General features: G+C 62.6%; 19 protein-coding genes. 17 read left to right on the forward strand and 2 right to left on the reverse strand.

All coding sequences use genetic code 11. The features are described from left to right. The first annotated feature begins 152 nt into the window (after window positions 1–152). The 10 genes from ndk (at window position 153) to der (ending at window position 9321) form a co-directional block, all read left to right on the forward strand. Window positions 153–581: a nucleoside-diphosphate kinase gene (gene ndk, locus ABT23_RS07180; RefSeq protein WP_296633211.1), complete on the forward strand. Its 429-nt coding sequence runs from the start codon at window positions 153–155 to the stop codon at window positions 579–581. 28 nt (window positions 582–609) lie between these two features. Then, on the forward strand, window positions 610–1728 hold the full coding sequence (gene rlmN, locus ABT23_RS07185) for a 23S rRNA (adenine(2503)-C(2))-methyltransferase RlmN (protein WP_296633213.1): 1119 nt from the start codon (window positions 610–612) through the stop codon (window positions 1726–1728). Then, window positions 1725–2501 (forward strand): type IV pilus biogenesis/stability protein PilW, encoded by a 777-nt coding sequence (gene pilW, locus ABT23_RS07190; protein ID WP_296633215.1) that lies wholly within the window; start codon window positions 1725–1727, stop codon window positions 2499–2501. Before rlmN ends, pilW begins: the two co-directional genes overlap by 4 nt. Then, window positions 2498–3313, forward strand: coding sequence for a RodZ domain-containing protein (locus tag ABT23_RS07195; RefSeq protein ID WP_296633218.1), 816 nt, complete (start codon window positions 2498–2500; stop codon window positions 3311–3313). The genes pilW and ABT23_RS07195 overlap by 4 nt, the downstream gene beginning before the upstream one ends. Then, a complete protein-coding gene (gene ispG / locus ABT23_RS07200; protein WP_296633350.1) occupies window positions 3313–4533 on the forward strand; it encodes a flavodoxin-dependent (E)-4-hydroxy-3-methylbut-2-enyl-diphosphate synthase in 1221 nt (406 codons plus the stop codon). Before ABT23_RS07195 ends, ispG begins: the two co-directional genes overlap by 1 nt. A 23-nt stretch (window positions 4534–4556) precedes the next feature. Then, window positions 4557–5831 (forward strand): histidine--tRNA ligase, encoded by a 1275-nt coding sequence (gene hisS, locus ABT23_RS07205; RefSeq protein ID WP_296633220.1) that lies wholly within the window; start codon window positions 4557–4559, stop codon window positions 5829–5831. A 3-nt stretch (window positions 5832–5834) separates the two neighbouring features. Continuing rightward, window positions 5835–6476, forward strand: a complete 642-nt coding sequence (locus tag ABT23_RS07210; protein ID WP_296633222.1) for a tetratricopeptide repeat protein — start codon at window positions 5835–5837, stop codon at window positions 6474–6476. A 2-nt stretch (window positions 6477–6478) separates the two neighbouring features. Continuing rightward, window positions 6479–7633 carry an outer membrane protein assembly factor BamB gene (gene bamB / locus ABT23_RS07215; RefSeq protein WP_296633352.1) on the forward strand — a complete coding sequence of 385 codons (1155 nt, stop codon included), beginning with the start codon at window positions 6479–6481 and terminating at the stop codon, window positions 7631–7633. Between the two features lie 85 nt (window positions 7634–7718). Continuing rightward, the gene (locus ABT23_RS07220; protein ID WP_296633225.1) at window positions 7719–7907 is read left to right on the forward strand and encodes a hypothetical protein; all 189 of its coding nucleotides are present in this window, start codon (window positions 7719–7721) and stop codon (window positions 7905–7907) included. A gap of 4 nt (window positions 7908–7911) precedes the next feature. Further along, window positions 7912–9321 (forward strand): ribosome biogenesis GTPase Der, encoded by a 1410-nt coding sequence (der, locus tag ABT23_RS07225; RefSeq protein ID WP_296633353.1) that lies wholly within the window; start codon window positions 7912–7914, stop codon window positions 9319–9321. Window positions 9322–9396: 75 nt separating this feature from the next. Here the strand turns inward: der and ABT23_RS07230 are convergent, their stop codons facing one another. Both ABT23_RS07230 and ABT23_RS07235 read right to left on the reverse strand, forming a co-directional pair. After that, the gene (locus ABT23_RS07230) at window positions 9397–9648 is read right to left on the reverse strand and encodes a hypothetical protein (RefSeq protein WP_296633228.1); all 252 of its coding nucleotides are present in this window, start codon (window positions 9646–9648) and stop codon (window positions 9397–9399) included. Between the two features lie 39 nt (window positions 9649–9687). Then, window positions 9688–9969 (reverse strand): hypothetical protein, encoded by a 282-nt coding sequence (locus tag ABT23_RS07235; protein WP_296633233.1) that lies wholly within the window; start codon window positions 9967–9969, stop codon window positions 9688–9690. A 170-nt stretch (window positions 9970–10139) separates the two neighbouring features. Between ABT23_RS07235 and ABT23_RS07240 the strand changes: the two genes are divergently transcribed. From ABT23_RS07240 to ABT23_RS07270, 7 genes are all read left to right on the forward strand, one after another. Beyond that, window positions 10140–11231 (forward strand): DUF4931 domain-containing protein, encoded by a 1092-nt coding sequence (locus ABT23_RS07240; RefSeq protein ID WP_296633238.1) that lies wholly within the window; start codon window positions 10140–10142, stop codon window positions 11229–11231. A 193-nt stretch (window positions 11232–11424) separates the two neighbouring features. After that, a complete protein-coding gene (gene hflX / locus ABT23_RS07245) occupies window positions 11425–12579 on the forward strand; it encodes a GTPase HflX (protein WP_296633240.1) in 1155 nt (384 codons plus the stop codon). A gap of 9 nt (window positions 12580–12588) precedes the next feature. After that, on the forward strand, window positions 12589–13785 hold the full coding sequence (gene hflK / locus ABT23_RS07250) for an FtsH protease activity modulator HflK (RefSeq protein ID WP_296633242.1): 1197 nt from the start codon (window positions 12589–12591) through the stop codon (window positions 13783–13785). Beyond that, window positions 13782–14663 carry a protease modulator HflC gene (gene hflC / locus ABT23_RS07255; protein WP_296633244.1) on the forward strand — a complete coding sequence of 294 codons (882 nt, stop codon included), beginning with the start codon at window positions 13782–13784 and terminating at the stop codon, window positions 14661–14663. Before hflK ends, hflC begins: the two co-directional genes overlap by 4 nt. Continuing rightward, window positions 14660–14848, forward strand: a complete 189-nt coding sequence (locus ABT23_RS07260; protein WP_296633245.1) for a DUF2065 domain-containing protein — start codon at window positions 14660–14662, stop codon at window positions 14846–14848. The genes hflC and ABT23_RS07260 overlap by 4 nt, the downstream gene beginning before the upstream one ends. 1 nt (window position 14849) lies before the next feature. Next, window positions 14850–15827, forward strand: coding sequence for an ATP phosphoribosyltransferase regulatory subunit (locus ABT23_RS07265; RefSeq protein ID WP_296633247.1), 978 nt, complete (start codon window positions 14850–14852; stop codon window positions 15825–15827). A gap of 268 nt (window positions 15828–16095) precedes the next feature. Continuing rightward, window positions 16096–17394, forward strand: a complete 1299-nt coding sequence (locus ABT23_RS07270) for an adenylosuccinate synthase (protein ID WP_296633248.1) — start codon at window positions 16096–16098, stop codon at window positions 17392–17394. Window positions 17395–17453: the final 59 nt, after the last annotated feature.

Genomic DNA, 17453 nt, shown 5'->3' on the forward strand with positions numbered 1-17453 from the left:
ATGGCGTTGCATGCGCCGGGGCAAGCCCGGCAAACCGCCGCCCGCCGGCAGGACAAGACAGTCTGGGGTGGGCCATGTTATTCTAGCGGGCTGATTTTCATGGTTTTTTGAACCTTTTTTCCTGTTTTCCCTCTTTTGTCTGGAGCATACACATGGCTGTTCAGCGCACTTTTTCCATCATCAAACCCGATGCCGTCGCCAAGAACGTGATTGGCAAGATCGTCAGCCGTTTCGAGAGCAATGGCCTCAAGGTCGTTGCGTCGAAAATGAAGCATTTGTCGCGCCAGGAAGCCGAGGGCTTTTACGCCGTGCACAAGGATCGTCCGTTCTTCAAGGATCTGGTCGATTTCATGATCTCGGGTCCGGTGGTGCTGCAGGTCCTGGAAGGCGAAGACGCGATCGCCAAGAACCGCGCGTTGATGGGCGCGACCGACCCGAAGAAGGCGGAAGCGGGCACCATCCGCGCCGACTTCGCCGAGAGCATCGATGCCAATGCCGTGCACGGTTCCGACGCTCCGGAAACCGCGGCGATCGAAATCGCCTATTTCTTCCCGGCCAGCGAAGTCTACGCAGGCCGCTAAACCCCACGCATGCCGCTAAACCCCACGCATGCCGCAGAATCTGCTCGATTTCGATCTGGATGGCCTGACCGCCTGGTTCACCGAACTCGGCGAAAAGCCGTTTCGTGCCCGTCAGGTGTTCCACTGGATGCACCAGTCCGGGGTGGCCGATTTCGCGCAGATGACCGACATCGCCAAGAGCCTGCGCGAGAAACTCCAGCAGCAGGCCTGCGTGCAGGCGCCGGCGATCAACTACGCGCATACTTCGGCGGACGGCACGCGCAAGTGGCTGTTCGACGTCGGGGTCGCCAACGGCATCGAAACCGTGTTCATCCCGGAGGATGATCGCGGCACGCTGTGCGTGTCGTCACAGGTCGGCTGCGCGCTGGAGTGCACCTTCTGCTCGACCGGGCGGCAGGGCTTCAATCGTAACCTGACGGTGGCCGAAATCATCGGCCAGTTGTGGGTGGCGCACCACAGCCTCAAGACCGAGCCGAATCGCACTACCTTTAATCACGGCGCAGGCGAAATTTCCGACCGGCCCGTGACCAATGTGGTGATGATGGGCATGGGCGAGCCGCTGGCGAATTTCGAGAATGTGGTGACCGCGCTCGGGATCATGCTTGATGACCATGCCTACGGCCTGTCGCGGCGGCGGGTGACGGTATCCACATCCGGCCTGGTGCCGGCGATGGACCGCCTGGCCGAACGTTGTCCGGTCGCGCTGGCAGTGAGCCTGCATGCGCCCAACGATGCGTTGCGCGACCAGATCGTGCCGATCAACAAGAAGTATCCGTTGCGCGAACTGATGGCCGCCTGCCGACGTTATCTGGTGCATGCGCCGCGCGACTTCATCACCTTCGAATACGTGATGCTGGCCGGCGTGAACGACCAGCCCGAGCATGCACGCCAGTTGGTCGAGCTGACGCGCGACGTGCCGTGCAAGTTCAACCTCATTCCCTTCAATCCGTTTCCGGACTCGGGCTACGAAAAACCGCGGGCAGAGTCGATGCGCGTGTTTCGCCAGATCCTGCAGGATGCAGGCTTGGTGGTGACCACGCGCAAGACGCGCGGTGACGATATCGATGCGGCTTGCGGGCAGCTGGCCGGGAAAGTCGCGGACAAGAGCGGGCGTGTCATGAAACGAATGCACAAGGAGGCAGCGTGAAGAAATGGGTAGGGGTACTGGTTGCAGCGGCATTGCTGGCGGGCTGCGCAGCACAGCCGATGGACGGGAGCGGCGGTGTGGCCGCCAGCGAGGCTGACAGCCAGAGCCGCGAACGTGCCCGTGCATTCACGGATCTGGCCGGGGCCTATGTCGCGCGTACCCAGTACAAGGTCGCGCTCGACGAGTTGCGTAAGGCGATCACGGCTGACAATCGCTATGGCCCGGCCTACAACATCTACGGCATGATCTACATGGATTTGGCCGAGGACAAGCTGGCCGAGGAAAATTTTCGCCGCGCCATTGAACTCGATCGCAACGATTCGAACGCGCACAACAACTACGGCTGGTTTCTCTGTACCCGCGGCCGCTACGATGAAGGCCTGGCACAATTCAGCGCTGCCATTCGCAACCCTTTGTATACGCAGCCCGAACTGGCCATGACCAATGCCGGTTTGTGCGCCGAAAAGAAGGGCGATATCGCGTTGGCCGAGGCCAATCTGGGCAAGGCGCTCAAACTGCAGCCCGATAGCCCCAACTCCGTCCTCAAGCTGGCCGGACTGTATTTCCGCCAAGGGCGCCTGGCGGAAGCGCAGCGCCTGCTGGGGCGGCATGACGAGCTGGCGCCTCCGTCCGCCGAAAGCCTGTGGCTGGGCGTGCGGCTGGAACGCAAGCTGGGTGATCGGGCGCAGGAAGCCGCCTATGCCTTGCAGCTGCGCAAACGCTTCCCCGATTCGAACGAGACGCAGCAGTTGCTGACGGGACATTTCGAATGAGTGGGAGTGGGCTGGCCTCGGTCGGCCAGATTTTGCGGGAGGCACGCGAAGCGCAGGGCATTACGCTGGACAATGCAGCCATGCGCCTGCGTCTGATGCATCGCCAGGTGGAGGCGATGGAACGGGACGACTTCGAGAGCCTGGGCCAACCCGTTTTCGCACGTGGCTTTGTGCGGAACTATGCGCGTCTGTTGGGGCTGGTGCCGGAGTCCCTGCTGGCGCGCATGGATGGCGCTCCCACCGAACCGGCTGCGTTCGTCCCGACCGAACCGGCGCTGCCGCGGTCATGGCTGACTTCCCCGTGGCTGATCCTGTCGCTGCTCGGCCTGTTGCTGGTGGTGGCCGTGCCGGTTGCCTTGTATGCGTGGCTCAACAGCGATGGGGGCGAGCGCCCTGACGTGCCGACCCCCGCCGTCATGCAGCCGCGTCCGGCACCGGCCGTCGCAACCGCCCCTGTCACTGCGCCGGCTGATGTCGTGTCGCCTGCGCCCGTGTCGCCCGTGATCCCTGCTGCGGCTGACGGTACGTCGCCTGAGGCTACGACGTCTGTGACGACCGAGTCTGCGGCGGAGGGCAGTGTGCTGCACCTCGATTTTGGCGACGAGTCGTGGACCGAGATCAAGGATGCCAGCGGTCGCATGCTGATGCGTCAACTCAATCCCGCAGGTAGCAGCGCGGACGTTCACGGCCAGCCTCCCTTCGATGTGGTGATCGGCAATGCCACGCAAGTGCAGATGACGTACAACGGCCGCCCCATCGACCTGAAACCCTTTATTGACGTGACGGTTGCCCGCTTCACGCTGGAAGAATGATGTCCCAGATTATCCGTCGTCCCACCCGTCAGGTGCAGATCGGCCAAGTGCGGGTCGGCGGTGACGCCCCCGTGGTGGTGCAGTCGATGACCAACACCGACACCGTCGATATCACCGCGACCGTGCGTCAGGTGCAGGCGCTCGCCGAGGCTGGATCGGAACTGGTGCGGCTGACCGTCAACACGCTGGACGCCGCCGCTGCGGTGCCGCGCATTCGTGAGCGCCTCGACGTGCTGGGCTGTCGCGTGCCGTTGATCGGCGATTTCCATTTCAACGGCCACAAGCTCTTGACCCAGGTGCCCGAGTGCGCAGAAGCGCTGGCCAAGCTGCGCATCAATCCCGGCAATATCGGACGCGGCAACAAGCGCGACGAGCAGTTCGCCACGCTGATCGAGGTGGCATGCCGCTACGACAAGCCGGTGCGCATTGGCGTCAACTGGGGCAGCCTCGACCAGGCGCTGGCAGCGCGCATGATGGACGACAATGCCCGGCTTGCGCAGCCGGAAGACGCCGAGGTCGTGATGCGGCGCGCGATGGTCGCATCTGCGCTCGAGTCGGCCAGGAAAGCCGAGGAACTGGGACTCGGTGGCGACAAGATCATCCTGTCATGCAAGATGAGCCGGGTACAGGATCTCATTTCGGTCTACCGTGATCTGGCGTCGCAGTGCGACTACCCGTTGCACCTCGGATTGACCGAAGCCGGCATGGGCAGCAAGGGCATCGTCGCTTCGACCGCGGCCTTGTCGGTGTTGCTGCAGGAAGGCATCGGCGACACGATACGGATATCCTTGACGCCCGAGCCGGGCGGCGAGCGCACTCAGGAAGTCCGTGTCGGCCAGGAAATCCTGCAGGCGCTGGGCTTACGTGCATTCACACCCCAGGTCACGGCCTGTCCTGGCTGCGGCCGCACTACCTCCACCGTATTCCAGGAACTGGCGCAGGATATCGAAACCTATTTGCGTACCCAGATGCCCGTGTGGCGCAGCCAGTATCCCGGCGTCGAATCCATGCAGGTGGCGGTGATGGGTTGCGTGGTCAACGGCCCTGGCGAGTCCAAGCATGCCAATATCGGCATCTCGTTGCCCGGTACGGGCGAAGTGCCGGTCGCGCCGGTATACGTCGACGGCGAAAAAACGGTGACGCTGAAAGGCGAGAAAATAGCCGAAGAATTCCAGACCATCGTCGAAGACTATGTGCGCAGCCATTACGGCACTGCGTGAAATGCATTTCTGCTGATTAAGTTATGAGCAACAACATTCAATCCGTGCGCGGCATGAACGACTGCCTGCCCGATGTCAGCGACACGTGGCAGGGGTTCGAGGCGATCGTGCGCGACTGGCTGCGGCGCTATGGCTACCGCGAGATACGTACGCCGATTCTCGAGCATACCGGGCTGTTCAAGCGTGCCATCGGTGAAGTGACCGACATTGTCGAGAAGGAAATGTATACCTTCGTCGACGAACTGAACGGCGAATCGCTGACGCTGCGCCCGGAAGGCACGGCGTCATCGGTGCGTGCGGTGATCCAGCACAACCTGTTGTACGACGGTGGTAAGCGATTGTGGTACACCGGACCGATGTTCCGCCATGAGCGTCCGCAAAAGGGCCGCTATCGGCAATTTCACCAGGTCGGCGTCGAGGCGCTCGGCTTTGCCGGGCCGGACGTCGATGCCGAACTGATCGTGATGTGCGCCGATCTGTGGAAGGAACTGGGCATCGCGCCGACGCTTCAGCTCAACACCTTGGGCGATCATGCTGCGCGGCAGCGGCACCGCGAGAAACTGATCGCCTATTACGCATCGCACCAGGACGTGCTTGACGAAGATGCCAGGCGCCGGCTGCACAGCAACCCGCTGCGCATCCTCGATAGCAAGAACCCGGCGATGCAGGCACTGAACGATGCGGCGCCCAAGCTGATGGATGAGCTCGAGGACGAAGCGCTGGCGCATTTCGAAGGGGTGCAGACGCTGCTTCGCGCGAATGGCATTGCCTTCGAGATCAATCCCAGGCTGGTGCGCGGGCTGGATTACTACAACCGCACCGTGTTCGAATGGGTGACCGACCAGCTTGGCGCGCAGGGCACGGTGTGTGCGGGCGGCCGCTACGACGGATTGGTCGAGCAGCTGGGCGGCAAGCCGGCGCCTGCAGCCGGGTTTGCGATGGGTATCGAACGACTGCTGGCATTGGTCGAAGCGGGCGGACGCACCATCGCGACACCGGCATCCGATGCCTATATCGTCCATGCCGGCGACGCGGCGCAGGCTTTTGCCTGGCAGGTGGCAGGTTCGCTGCGCAGTGTCGGACTCGCCGTCGTCCTGCATTGCGGCGGCGGCAGTTTCAAGTCGCAGATGAAAAAGGCCGATGCCAGTCGCGCACGTTATGCGGTGATCATCGGCGACGACGAGGCCGCCGCGCAGCAGGTGACGCTGAAGCCGCTGCGCGAAGCAGGCGAACAGACCCGCGTCGAGGTGGCGCGGGCGATTCAATTCATTCAAGAAGCATCAACTCAAAAGGCATAGCGCATGGCAACCTACGATCTCGACGAGCAGGAACGGCTGGACGAACTGAAAGCCTGGTGGAAGCGCTGGGGCAACCTGGTGATGATCGGTTTGGCCGTGGTGATCGCCGGGGCGGCAGGCTGGCGCTACTGGCAGAACCACACGGTGACGCAAAGCCTGGAAGCGGCAACCGTGTACGAAAAGCTCACGCAGTCGCTGGCGGCGAATGACGCCAAGAGCGCACGCGAAGCGGGCGCGATGCTGCTCGACCAGTACAAAGGCACGGCGTATGCACCACGTGCCGCGATGCTGCTGGCCAAGCTCAATGTCATGAACAAGGACCTGAAAAGCGCGCAGAGCCAGCTGGAATGGGCTGTGGCCAACAGCAAGGAGCCGGCCGTCAAGGATCTGGCGCGCCTGCACCTGGCGGGTGTGCAACTCGACCAGAAACAATACGACGTGGCGTTGAAAACCCTGGCAGGCTCGCATAGCGATGCGTTCGCCTTCCGTTTCGAAGACATGCGGGGCGATGTGCTGATGGCGCAAGGCAAGAAAGCCGAGGCGCGTGTGGCGTATCAGGCGGCGTTCGGCAAGATGGAAAAAGACAATCCCTATCGCAGCATCGTCGAACTGAAGCTCGATGCCCTGGGAGGAGAAACCAAGTGAAGATGCGCATGATGGTCGCCGGCCTGGCGCTGGTCATGTCGGGATGCAGCACGGTCGGTTCGATGACCAGCACGGTGGGCGGCTGGTTTGGCCACGGTCCGGTCAAGGCCAAGCCCGCGGAACTGGTCGAATTCAAACCCACTGCCAGCCTTACCGAAGCCTGGAAGGGCGAAACGGGAGATACCAGCGGTTATCTGTTCCGCCCCCGGGCCGCAGGCGACGATGTGTTTGCCGCAGGCGGCAACCGCGTGGTGCGCATCGCGGTAGCCAATGGCAACACGGTGTGGAAAACCGATGCCGACGCCAAGCTGTCGGCCGGTGCCGGCGTGGGGCAAGGGTTGGTGCTGGTGGGCAGCACCAAGGGCGAGTTGCTGGCGTTGGATCAGACCAGCGGCCAGGTGCGCTGGAAAGTGGCTTTGTCGAGCGAAGTGACCGGCCAGGCGCTGGTCGTAGGGGACATTGTGATCGCACGTACGGGCGATGGCCGTGTGCAGGGGCTCGGGGCCGCCGACGGCAGCCGCAAATGGCTGTACACCCGCACTCTGCCGGTATTGAGCCTGCGCGGTTCGGGCGGCATGACCGTGCGTGACGAGGTGCTCTATGCCGGGTTCCCGGGCGGCAAACTGGTTGCGCTCAATGCGGCCAATGGCGCGCAGTTGTGGGAGGCGACCGTGGCGCTGCCGCGCGGAGCGACCGAACTCGAACGGGTGGCTGATGTGATGGGCAATCCGGCCGTGGATGAACGCCAGGTGTGCGCGGTTGCCTATCAGGGGCGGGTGGCCTGTTTCGACCGCCGCAACGGGGAGCTGCTGTGGGCGCGCGACACCTCGAGCAACACCGGCCTGGCGATGGACGAGCGCAATGTCTACGTCACCGACGACAAGGACGCCGTGACGGCCTACGATAAAACCAGCGGCCGCGCCGGCTGGCGGCAGGACAAGCTGGCGCGCCGTGCAGTGACCGCACCGCTGGCACTCGGTGCCTGGGTCGTGGTGGCCGACGGCGAGGGATACGTCCATGTGCTGTCGAGCGAGGATGGCAGCTTCGTGGCGCGTGCGAAAGTCGACAGCGGTGTCCATTCGGCGCCAGTCGATATCGGGCCGGGTTTCGCGGTGGAGACGACCAAAGGCAATGTCGTCGCGTTCCGGCTCAAGTAAACAACACGACGCGTCGGCTCTGACGCGTCAGCAAGGATAATCATCCTAAAAACCGCAGTTGACCGCTCAATTTTAGGAATGCTGCATGAATATCGATACTTCAACCTGCGATCGCACTCACCGGCAGATGGAGGCCGCTACGCACCCGCCGGCACGCCTGGCCACGCGCCTGCCTTTGTCGTTCGTCGTTGCAGGCCCCGGCCTGCTGCCTCCTCACTTCGCGGCAGTCACCTGCCCAGACGCACCCTCGGGCGCGTCCAACTACGGTTTCTAGGATGATGCTTCCCACTTTGGTTCTTGTCGGGCGCCCGAACGTCGGCAAGTCCACCTTGTTCAACCGCCTCACCGGTACGCGCGATGCCCTCGTGCACGATATGCCGGGGATGACGCGCGACCGCCACTACGGGCGCGGGCGCATCGGTGGCAAGCCCTATTTGGTGGTCGACACCGGCGGCCTCGAGCCGGTGGCCAAGGAGGGCATCATGGCCGAGATGGCGCGCCAGACACTGCAGGCCATCGACGAGGCCGACGCCATCATTTTCATGGTCGATGCGCGCAGTGGCCTCACGCCGCAGGACAAGGTGATCGCTGATCGTCTGCGCCGTGCGACGTGCCCGGTGCTGCTGGCGGTCAACAAGGCCGAGGGCATGAATCGCGCGGTGGTGACCGCCGAATTCCACGAGTTGGGACTGGGCGAGCCGCTGGCGATCTCCGGCGCGCACGGCGACGGCATTTCCGACTTGGTGGATGAGGCGCTGGCGCCGTTCTCCGAAGAAGAAGAAAAGACCGACGAATTCGGCATCCCCAAGATTGCCCTGGTGGGACGTCCCAACGTCGGCAAGTCGACACTGGTCAACGCCCTGGTGGGCGAGGAACGCGTCATTGCGTTCGATCAGCCCGGCACCACGCGCGATTCGATCTACGTCGAGTTCGAGCGCGACGGCAAGCCCTACATTTTGATCGACACCGCCGGCGTGCGGCGTAAAGGGAAGGTGTTCGAGACGGTGGAAAAATTCTCCGTCATCAAGACGCTGCAGGCGATCGAGGATGCCAACGTCGTGGTGCTGGTGCTCGACGCGCGCGAGAACGTTTCCGAGCAGGATGCGCATCTGGCGGGCTTCGTGCTGGAAACCGGGCGCGCGCTGGTGGTGGCGGTGAATAAATGGGATGGCCTGTCCGCCGAGCAGCGTGACAACATCAAGCGCGACATCGGCCGCAAGCTGGCTTTCCTGGATTTCGCCCGATTCAATTACATTTCGGCCTTGAAGAGCAAGGGCCTGGATACCCTGTTGAAGGATGTCGAAGCCGCGCATGCCGCCGCCTTCCTCAAGATGTCGACGCCCAAGCTGACGCGCGTGCTCGAGATGGCGGTGGAGCAGCATGCGCCGCCCAAGAATGGCTTGTTCCGTCCCAAACCGCGCTACGCGCACCAGGGCGGCAAGAACCCGCCTGTGATCATTCTGCACGGCAACGCGCTGGAAGGCTTGCGCGACGACTACAAGCGCTACCTGGAAAGCAGTTTCCGCAAGGCGTTCAAGCTGCAGGGCACGCCGCTTCGGATCCAGGTGAAGGAAGACACGGGCAAAAATCCATACGAAGGCAAGACGCGCGCGCCGCTCACCGAAAGTGAGGCGACGCGGATGCGGCGCAAGAAGCGGGTACGGCGCAAGGTCTACGGCTCAACCTGAGCCGGCAGCGCGGGCTCACCCGCAAGGGGTAGGCCGTGGTTGTAAAGCCGATAAATCGGCAACAACCACGCTCGCTCAGTCGAGCCAGCGCACCAGATAGAACAGCTTGAACCCTTCGGAGGAACGCGATGGACCGCTGGCAATGGCGGCGTGGCGGCTCTTGGCGGGATCCGCATGCGCACGCGCTTCGTCCTCGCTGGCGTAGACCTCGACCACGCCCTCGGGAAAACGCTTGCGGTGCTTGCCTGAAGGCGAATAGATCACCACCGCCGACGTGCCGACGACTTTCGATTCGACATCGGTGAACAGGCTGGTGGCTTGCGGCATTCGACTGTCTCTAAATGATGCATCGCTGAACGCGATGCATTAGTGCGTCTTCTTCGGGATGCTGCTGATCTTGACGGCGTGGCTGGTGGGCGTTTCGTCGGTGAAGCGCGGACGCTCGTCCAAGGTGCGGCCGGTGAGCTGGGCGAGCTCGGTTTCGCGGCTGGAAATCACCATCAGGCAATCCTTGATGCCGAGGACGGTGGCCTCGGTCAGGGGGCTGGGATTGCCGTCGCGCGGCGCGGTATCGCGCACGATGGAAGTCAGGGTCTTGCGCATCATGCGCATGAGGCGCTGCTCGTCGTGCAGGGCTTTTTCGTCCATGAGGGTACTCCGGAAACCAGCAAAGATTCCGCATTGTCGGCGCCGCTCCGTACTTCGTCAACGCAAGTCCCTTGCGCACGAGGGGATAAAAAGCGTGACAGGGGGCATAAGAATTATGAACCGACAGTCCTTGCCGGCTGTTTTATGCTTGCCAGTTGAGGAGACGTCCCATGCCAGACCCGAATACCCCCGAATCCAGCGAAGTTCGCGAAATCCGCATCAATCCCATTGTGCCGAGCGAATCAGTACTGGTCGCCACCGCACGCAGCATGCGCCCGAAAAAGGCCGAAGAACTGGCACCGCGCGACACCCGCAAGCACGTCGAAACCTGTCCGTTCTGCCGTGGCAACGAGCACAAGACGCCGCCGGTGATCCTGCATTGGCCGCCGGAGGGTGACTGGCAGATCCGCATGGTCGAGAACCTCTACCCGGTGCTGGGCGACGACCGCGAACAGGCCGGTTTCAACTTCGGCCTGCAGCAGACCATCGACGGTTACGGCCGGCACGAGGTCATCATCGATCACCATGAACACGGCATCGCCGTGCACGAGATGGCTGAATCGCACCTGACGGCGCTGTTCGGCGTCTACCAGACGCGCATGCGCCAGTTGTTCGAGTCGGACGAGCGGCTGAAATACGTGCTGGTGTTCAAGAACTTCGGCCCGGCGGCCGGTGCGTCGATCCCGCATACGCACAGTCAGGTGATCGCGATGCCGGTGGTGCCCGAGAACGTCGACGCCGAAGTGAAGAATAGTGCCGCGCACTACGCCAAGCACCACCACTGTATTTTCTGCGCGCTGATCGACGAGGCGCTGACCTTCGAGGCGACCATTTACGACCGCACGTCCGGCGCGGTGCGGCGCAAGATCAACGTCGGCCAGTACGTGGTCGAGCGCGGTGAAAAGTTCATCGCCATCAAGCCGTTCGCCAGCCGCTACGAATGGGAAGTGCACATCCTGCCGCTGGCGCACCAGGCCGATTTTCTCGACGTGCGCGGCGAGGATCTGGCCGATCTGGCGCGGGTGATGAAGCGCACCATGGCAAGACTGGATGCTGTCATCGGCGGCGCGCAGTACAACTTCTTTCTGCACTCGGTCCCGCACGATAGCCAGCAGCAGGCGCATGCGCCGAGCTACCACTGGCATCTGGAAATCTGCCCGCGCACGTCGATTCCCACCGGTTTCGAACTCGGTTCGGGCCTGTTCGTCAACACCATCAATCCGGAACAGGCAGCCGAGCGCCTGCGCACGGTGGACTTGTAGAAGGCGGCGAGCCTTCCGGGCGTCCGCACGGGCGTGATCGGGACTAGAATCAAACTTTCCAATCCGCTCGCGTAGGTGCCGCATGGCTGTCCGCCCCTATACCAGCCTGAATGTCCGCCAGTGAAACCACCCCTGTATTGCCTTGTTATATCCATGACCCCCATGCATCCGCGTGCAGGCAGGAGATATCGCCTTGTTTGAGCGGCATGCCGGCGGCGAGCGCGTCATCCTGGTGGCGCTTGATTTCGGCGATCTGGATTTTGCCGAAAGCGTGGCCGAACTGCGATTGCTGGCGGCCGGCGCCGGGCTAGAAATTCTGGGCGAGGTGCAGGGCAAGCGTAGCCGCCCCGATGCCGCGCTGTTCGTGGGCAGCGGCAAGGCCGACGAGATCGCCGCGCTGGTCGCTGCCACCGAAGCGGACGTCGTCATCTTCAACCACGAACTGTCACCTGCCCAGGAACGTAACCTGGAGCGCCGAGTGCATTGTCGGGTGGTCGATCGCGTCACGTTGATTCTGGATATTTTTGCGCGCCGTGCGCACAGTGCCGAGGGCAAGCTGCAGGTCGAACTGGCCCAGCTTCAGCACCTGTCGACCCGGCTGGTGCGGGGCTGGACCCACCTCGAACGCCAACGCGGCGGGGTGGGCATGCGCGGCCCGGGTGAAAAGCAACTGGAAACCGACCGTCGCCTGATCGGGATGCGGGTCAAGGCGCTGCGCGACCGGCTCGCCAAATTAGGCAAGCAGCGCCGTACCCAGCGGCGTTCGCGCGCGCGCCAGCACGTGTTGTCGGTGGCGCTGGTCGGGTATACCAATGCCGGGAAATCCACGCTGTTCAATGCGCTGACGCGTGCCGGCACCTACGCGGCCGACCAGTTGTTTGCCACGCTGGACACCACCACACGCAAGATATACCTGCCTCAGGTGGGCGAAGTGGTGCTCTCGGATACCGTCGGCTTCATCACCCGTCTGCCGCACGATCTGGTGGCGGCGTTCCGCGCCACGCTGGAGGCCACGGCGGAAGCCGATCTGCTGCTGCATGTGATCGATTCGGCCAGCCCGGGACGCGAGCGCCAGATCGAAGCGGTCGACAAGGTGTTGGCGGAAATAGGGGCGGATGCCGTGCCGCAACTCCGGGTCTATAACAAGCTCGATCTGACGGGCGTTGCGCCGGGGGTGGGGCGGGACGAATATGGTAAACTGCAAAGCGTGTATGTATCCGCGCAATCCGGCGCGGGGCTTGAACTTTTACGTGATGCCCTGTCAGAAATCCTGGTCGCCGAACGCGTCCGAGACGAAGCCAGCGCATCAGACGAAGATACCTCCCAATCCACCGCTTTCTCTGCATAACTTAACGATATGGCCTGGAACGACCCGCAATGGGGCAACAACGGTAATCGCAACAAAAACAGCGGACCGCCCGATCTGGACGAGCTCTGGCGGCGCCTTAACCAGCGTCTCAACGGCATGTTTGGCAACCGGAATACGGAAGGGGGCGGCGGTTTCTCGTCGGGTGGCGCAGGCGGCGGCAATCTGCTCGGCTTGTTGCTCGGTGCGCTGTTTCTGGTTTGGGTGGCGAGCGGTTTCTATATCGTCGACACGGGCCAGCGCGGCGTGGTGCTGCGCTTCGGCAAGTATATCGAGACGACCGAGCCGGGGCCGCGCTGGCATTTGCCGTGGCCGATCGAGTCACGCGAAATCGTCAATATCGATCAGGTGCGCACCGTCGAAATCGGCTATCGCAACAACGTCAAGAGCAAGGTGCTGCGCGAGTCGCTGATGCTGACGGATGACGAGAACATCATCGACCTGCAGTTTGCGGTGCAGTACATCCTGAAGGATCCGGAGGAGTTTTTGTTCGTCAACCGGGCGCCCGAAGATACGGTGTTGCAGGTGGCCGAAACCGCGATGCGCGAAATCGTCGGCAAGAACAAGATGGATTTTGTGCTGTACGAAGGGCGTGCTGAAATCGCCACGCGGGCGAAGGTGCTGATGCAACAGATTCTCGATCGCTACAAAACCGGCATCAGTATCAGCCAGGTCACGCTGCAGAACATCCAGCCGCCCGAGCAAGTGCAGGCTGCGTTCGACGATGCGGTCAAGGCGGGGCAGGATCGCGAGCGCCTGAAGAACGAAGCAGAAGCGTATTCCAATGACGTGGTGCCGCGCGCAAGTGGTCTGGCTTCGCGCCTGAAGGAAGAAGCTGCGGGCTACAAACAGGCGGTGATTGCCAATGCCGAAGGTGAAGCCAGCCGCTTTTCGCAAATTGTGACCGAATATCAGAAAGCCCCGCAGGTGACACGCCAGCGTATGTATCTCGACACCATGCAGACCGTGATGAACAACACCAGCAAAGTGGTGGTTGACCAGAAGGGCGGCAACAGCCTCTTGTATCTGCCGCTCGATAAATTGCAGCAGATTGCCAACCAGCCCAGCAGCGGTGCGTCAGACGCGCTGTTGCAACCTCCGGTTGCCGCGACGCCTACGCCGCCTGCTCCCGTGGATCTGCGCTCGCGCGATGCCTTGCGCAGCCGTGATCGGGAGGATCGGCCATGAACAAATATACTGCCCCCATCCTGATCGGGCTGGTCGTGGTGCTGGTGATCTTGAGCGGCAGCATGTTCACTGTCGATCAGCGCCAGAACGCCCTGGTGTTCCAGCTGGGTGAAGTGGTGTCGGTGAAAAAGAAGCCGGGTCTGTATTTCAAGCTGCCGCTGGTACAGAACGTCCGCTATTTCGATACGCGCATCCTGACGCTGGATGCGGCGGAACCGGAGCGTTTCATCACCTCGGAAAAGAAAAACGTGCTGGTCGATTCGTACATCAAATGGCGCGTGATCGATGCCCGGCAGTTTTACGTCTCGGTCGGCGGCGATGAAACACGCGCGCAGATTCGCTTGAACCAGACAGTGAATGACGGCCTGCGTGCCGAATTCGGCAAGCGCACGATTCACGACGTCGTCTCGGGGCAGCGTGATAAGGTCATGGACCTCATTCGCGCCAAGGCCGACCAGGATGCGCGCTCGATCGGTGTGCAGGTGGTCGACGTGCGCATCAAGCGCGTCGATCTGCCGGAGAGCGTGTCGGAAAACGTCTATCGCCGGATGGAAGCCGAACGCAAGCAGGTGGCCAACGAACTGCGCTCGACCGGCGCGGCGGAAGCGGAAAAGATCAAGGCTGATGCGGATCGGCAGAAGCAGGTGATCGTCGCCGAAGCGTATCGCGATGCCCAGCGCGTCAAGGGTGAGGGCGACGCCAAGGCCTCGGCGGTCTACGCCGCTGCGTATGACAAGAACCCGGAATTCTATGCCTTCTACCGCAGCATGCAGGCCTATCGCGAGAGCTTCAAGAACAAGAGCGACGTGATGGTGCTCGACCCCAGCGCAGACTTCTTCAAATACATGAAGAACCCGCGTGCCGCCGGTGGTAAATGACGGGTTCGGACTGGCTGGCTGCACTGGGCTTGTTGCTGGTGATTGAGGGTATTCTGCCGTTTGCCGCACCTGCCGCATGGCGTGACGGCTTTCGCAGGATGCAGGCGCTCCGCGACGGCCAATTGCGTTTTATCGGCGCTGCCTCGATGTTGGGCGGCGTTTTTTTGTTGATGCTACTGAATTGAAATGACTGCCTGGCTATTGCCCGAAAACGTCGAGGATGTATTGCCGCCGCAGGCCTGGCGCATGGAGGACATGCGTCGCGCGCTGCTCGATCTGTTTCGCGGTCGCGGTTATCAGTTGGTGATTCCGCCGCTGATGGAATACGTCGATTCATTGTTGACGGGTGTGGGGGCCGACCTCGACCTCAAGACCTTCAAGCTGGTCGATCAGCTGACCGGCCGGCTGATGGGCGTGCGTGCCGACATTACGCCGCAGGTGGCGCGTATCGACGCGCACCTGCTCGCTGCCAACGCGGTGAACCGCCTGTGCTATGCGGGCAGCGTGCTGCACACCCAATCCGACGGTTTCCATCGCTCGCGCGAGCCGATCCAGGTCGGTGCGGAACTGTATGGCGAAGCCGGTGCGGAAGCGGATCTCGAAATTCTCACGCTGATGTTGCAGGGCCTCGACGCGTGCGGCGTGAAGACGCTGCAGCTCGACATCGGTCACGTCGGCGTATATCGGGCGCTGGCACAGGAGGCCGGCTTGTCTGGCGCGGTCGAACATCAATTGTTCGGTGCATTGCAGGCCAAGGACAGCAGCGCCGTGACGGTGCTGACTGCAGGCCTGTCCGCCGCCTTGCGCGAGGCCTTTGCCGCACTGCCGCAACTGTATGGCGATCGCAGCGTACTGGCCGAGGCGCGTGCACGACTGCCGCAACTGACGTCGGTGCAGGCGGCGCTGGACACGCTCGAACGGATCGATCAGGGGCTCGGCAAGGTGGATGCAGCCTATGACCTGGCCGAACTGCGCGGCTATGGCTACCACAGCGGCGTCGTGTTTGCCGCCTACACGGGCGGGCGTAGCCATGCGATCGCACAGGGCGGACGCTACGACGAAGTGGGGCGGGTATTCGGTCGGGCACGCCCGGCCACCGGCTTCAGTCTGGATTTACGCGAGCTGGTCGTTGCCGGCTCGGATATGAGCCTGTTTCAGCAGTAATCATGCCCCACGTTGAGACCAGGATCGGATGGATGCAAGGCGCAGTGCGCAGGCAATGGTTATTCCATTGCCAAGCGCTGCAACGCCGCAGATGCCGATCCTGGTCTCAACCCGGAGGGCCGGTTGCCTGCGGGCGCATTGCCGCGTTGCGGGTCGCTCATTTGGAACAACCAAACTTCGCTCCCCGCGCCTTGCACTGCATCCCGCAGGTAACCGGCGTGGGGCATGATTACTGCTGAAACAGGCTCAAATAAAGGGAGATTGCACCATGGCAGCAAAAAACGTCGTCGTCATCGGTACCCAGTGGGGCGATGAAGGCAAAGGCAAGATCGTCGACTGGCTGACCGACCGCGCACAGGGCGTGGTGCGTTTCCAGGGCGGCCACAACGCAGGCCACACGCTGGTGGTGGCGGGCAAGAAAACCGTGTTGCACCTGATCCCGTCCGGCATCCTGCGCGACAACGTCACCTGCTACATCGGCAACGGCGTCGTGCTGTCGCCGACCGCGCTGATCGAGGAAATGGACATGCTGATGGCCGCCGGCGTCGATGTTGCGAGCCGTCTCAAGCTCAGCGAAGCCTGCCCGCTCATCATGCCGCACCATGTCGCGCTCGACCGCGCGCGCGAGATCGCCAAGGGCGCCGGCAAGATCGGCACCACCGGCCGCGGCATCGGCCCGGCCTACGAGGACAAGGTGGCGCGCCGCGCGCTGCGGCTGCAGGACCTGTTCCACCGCGAGCGCTTTGCCGCCAAGCTGGGCGAGGTGCTCGACCACCACAACTTCATGCTGAAGAACTATTACAAGACCGACGTGGTCGACTTCAACCAGTCGCTCGACGAAATGATGGCGCTGGCCGAACGCCTGAAGCCGATGGTGGCAGACGTGCCGCGCAGCCTCTACGAAGCCAACAAGGCAGGCGAGAACCTGCTGTTCGAAGGCGCGCAGGGCACGCTGCTGGACATCGATCACGGCACCTATCCGTTCGTGACCTCGTCCAACTGTACGGCGGGTGGCGCCGCCACCGGCGCCGGTGTCGGCCCGAACACGCTGCATTACGTGCTTGGCATCACCAAGGCCTACACCACGCGCGTGGGCTCGGGGCCGTTCCCGACCGAACTGTTCGACGACGTCGGCCAGTACCTCGGCGAGAAGGGACACGAGTTCGGCGCCACCACCGGCCGGCAACGCCGGTGTGGCTGGTTTGACGCCGCTGCGCTCAAGCGTTCGATCCAGATCAATGGCGTCACCGGCCTGTGCGTGACCAAGCTCGACGTGCTGGACGGCCTGGAAACCGTGCGTGTGTGCGTGGGCTATAAAATCGATGGCGAGACCTGCGACATCCTGCCGGTGGGCGCCGAATCGATCGCCCACGTCGAGCCGATTTACGAAGACCTGCCGGGCTGGAGCGATACGACCGTGGGCGTGCAGGAATTCGACAAGCTGCCGCAGAAGGCGCAGACCTACCTGAAGCGGATGGAGGCCTTGTGCGAAGTGCCGGTGGATGTGGTGTCGACCGGACCGGACCGGGTGGAGACGATCGTGCGTCGTCACCCCTACGAGGCCTGATGGTTAAAATGAAGCCTGAAAAAGTAAAAAGCCGACACAAGGTCGGCTTTTTACTTGCA

The sequence above is a fragment of the Thiobacillus sp. SCN 63-57 genome (assembly GCF_001725555.1).
Taxonomy (GTDB): domain Bacteria; phylum Pseudomonadota; class Gammaproteobacteria; order Burkholderiales; family Thiobacillaceae; genus Thiobacillus.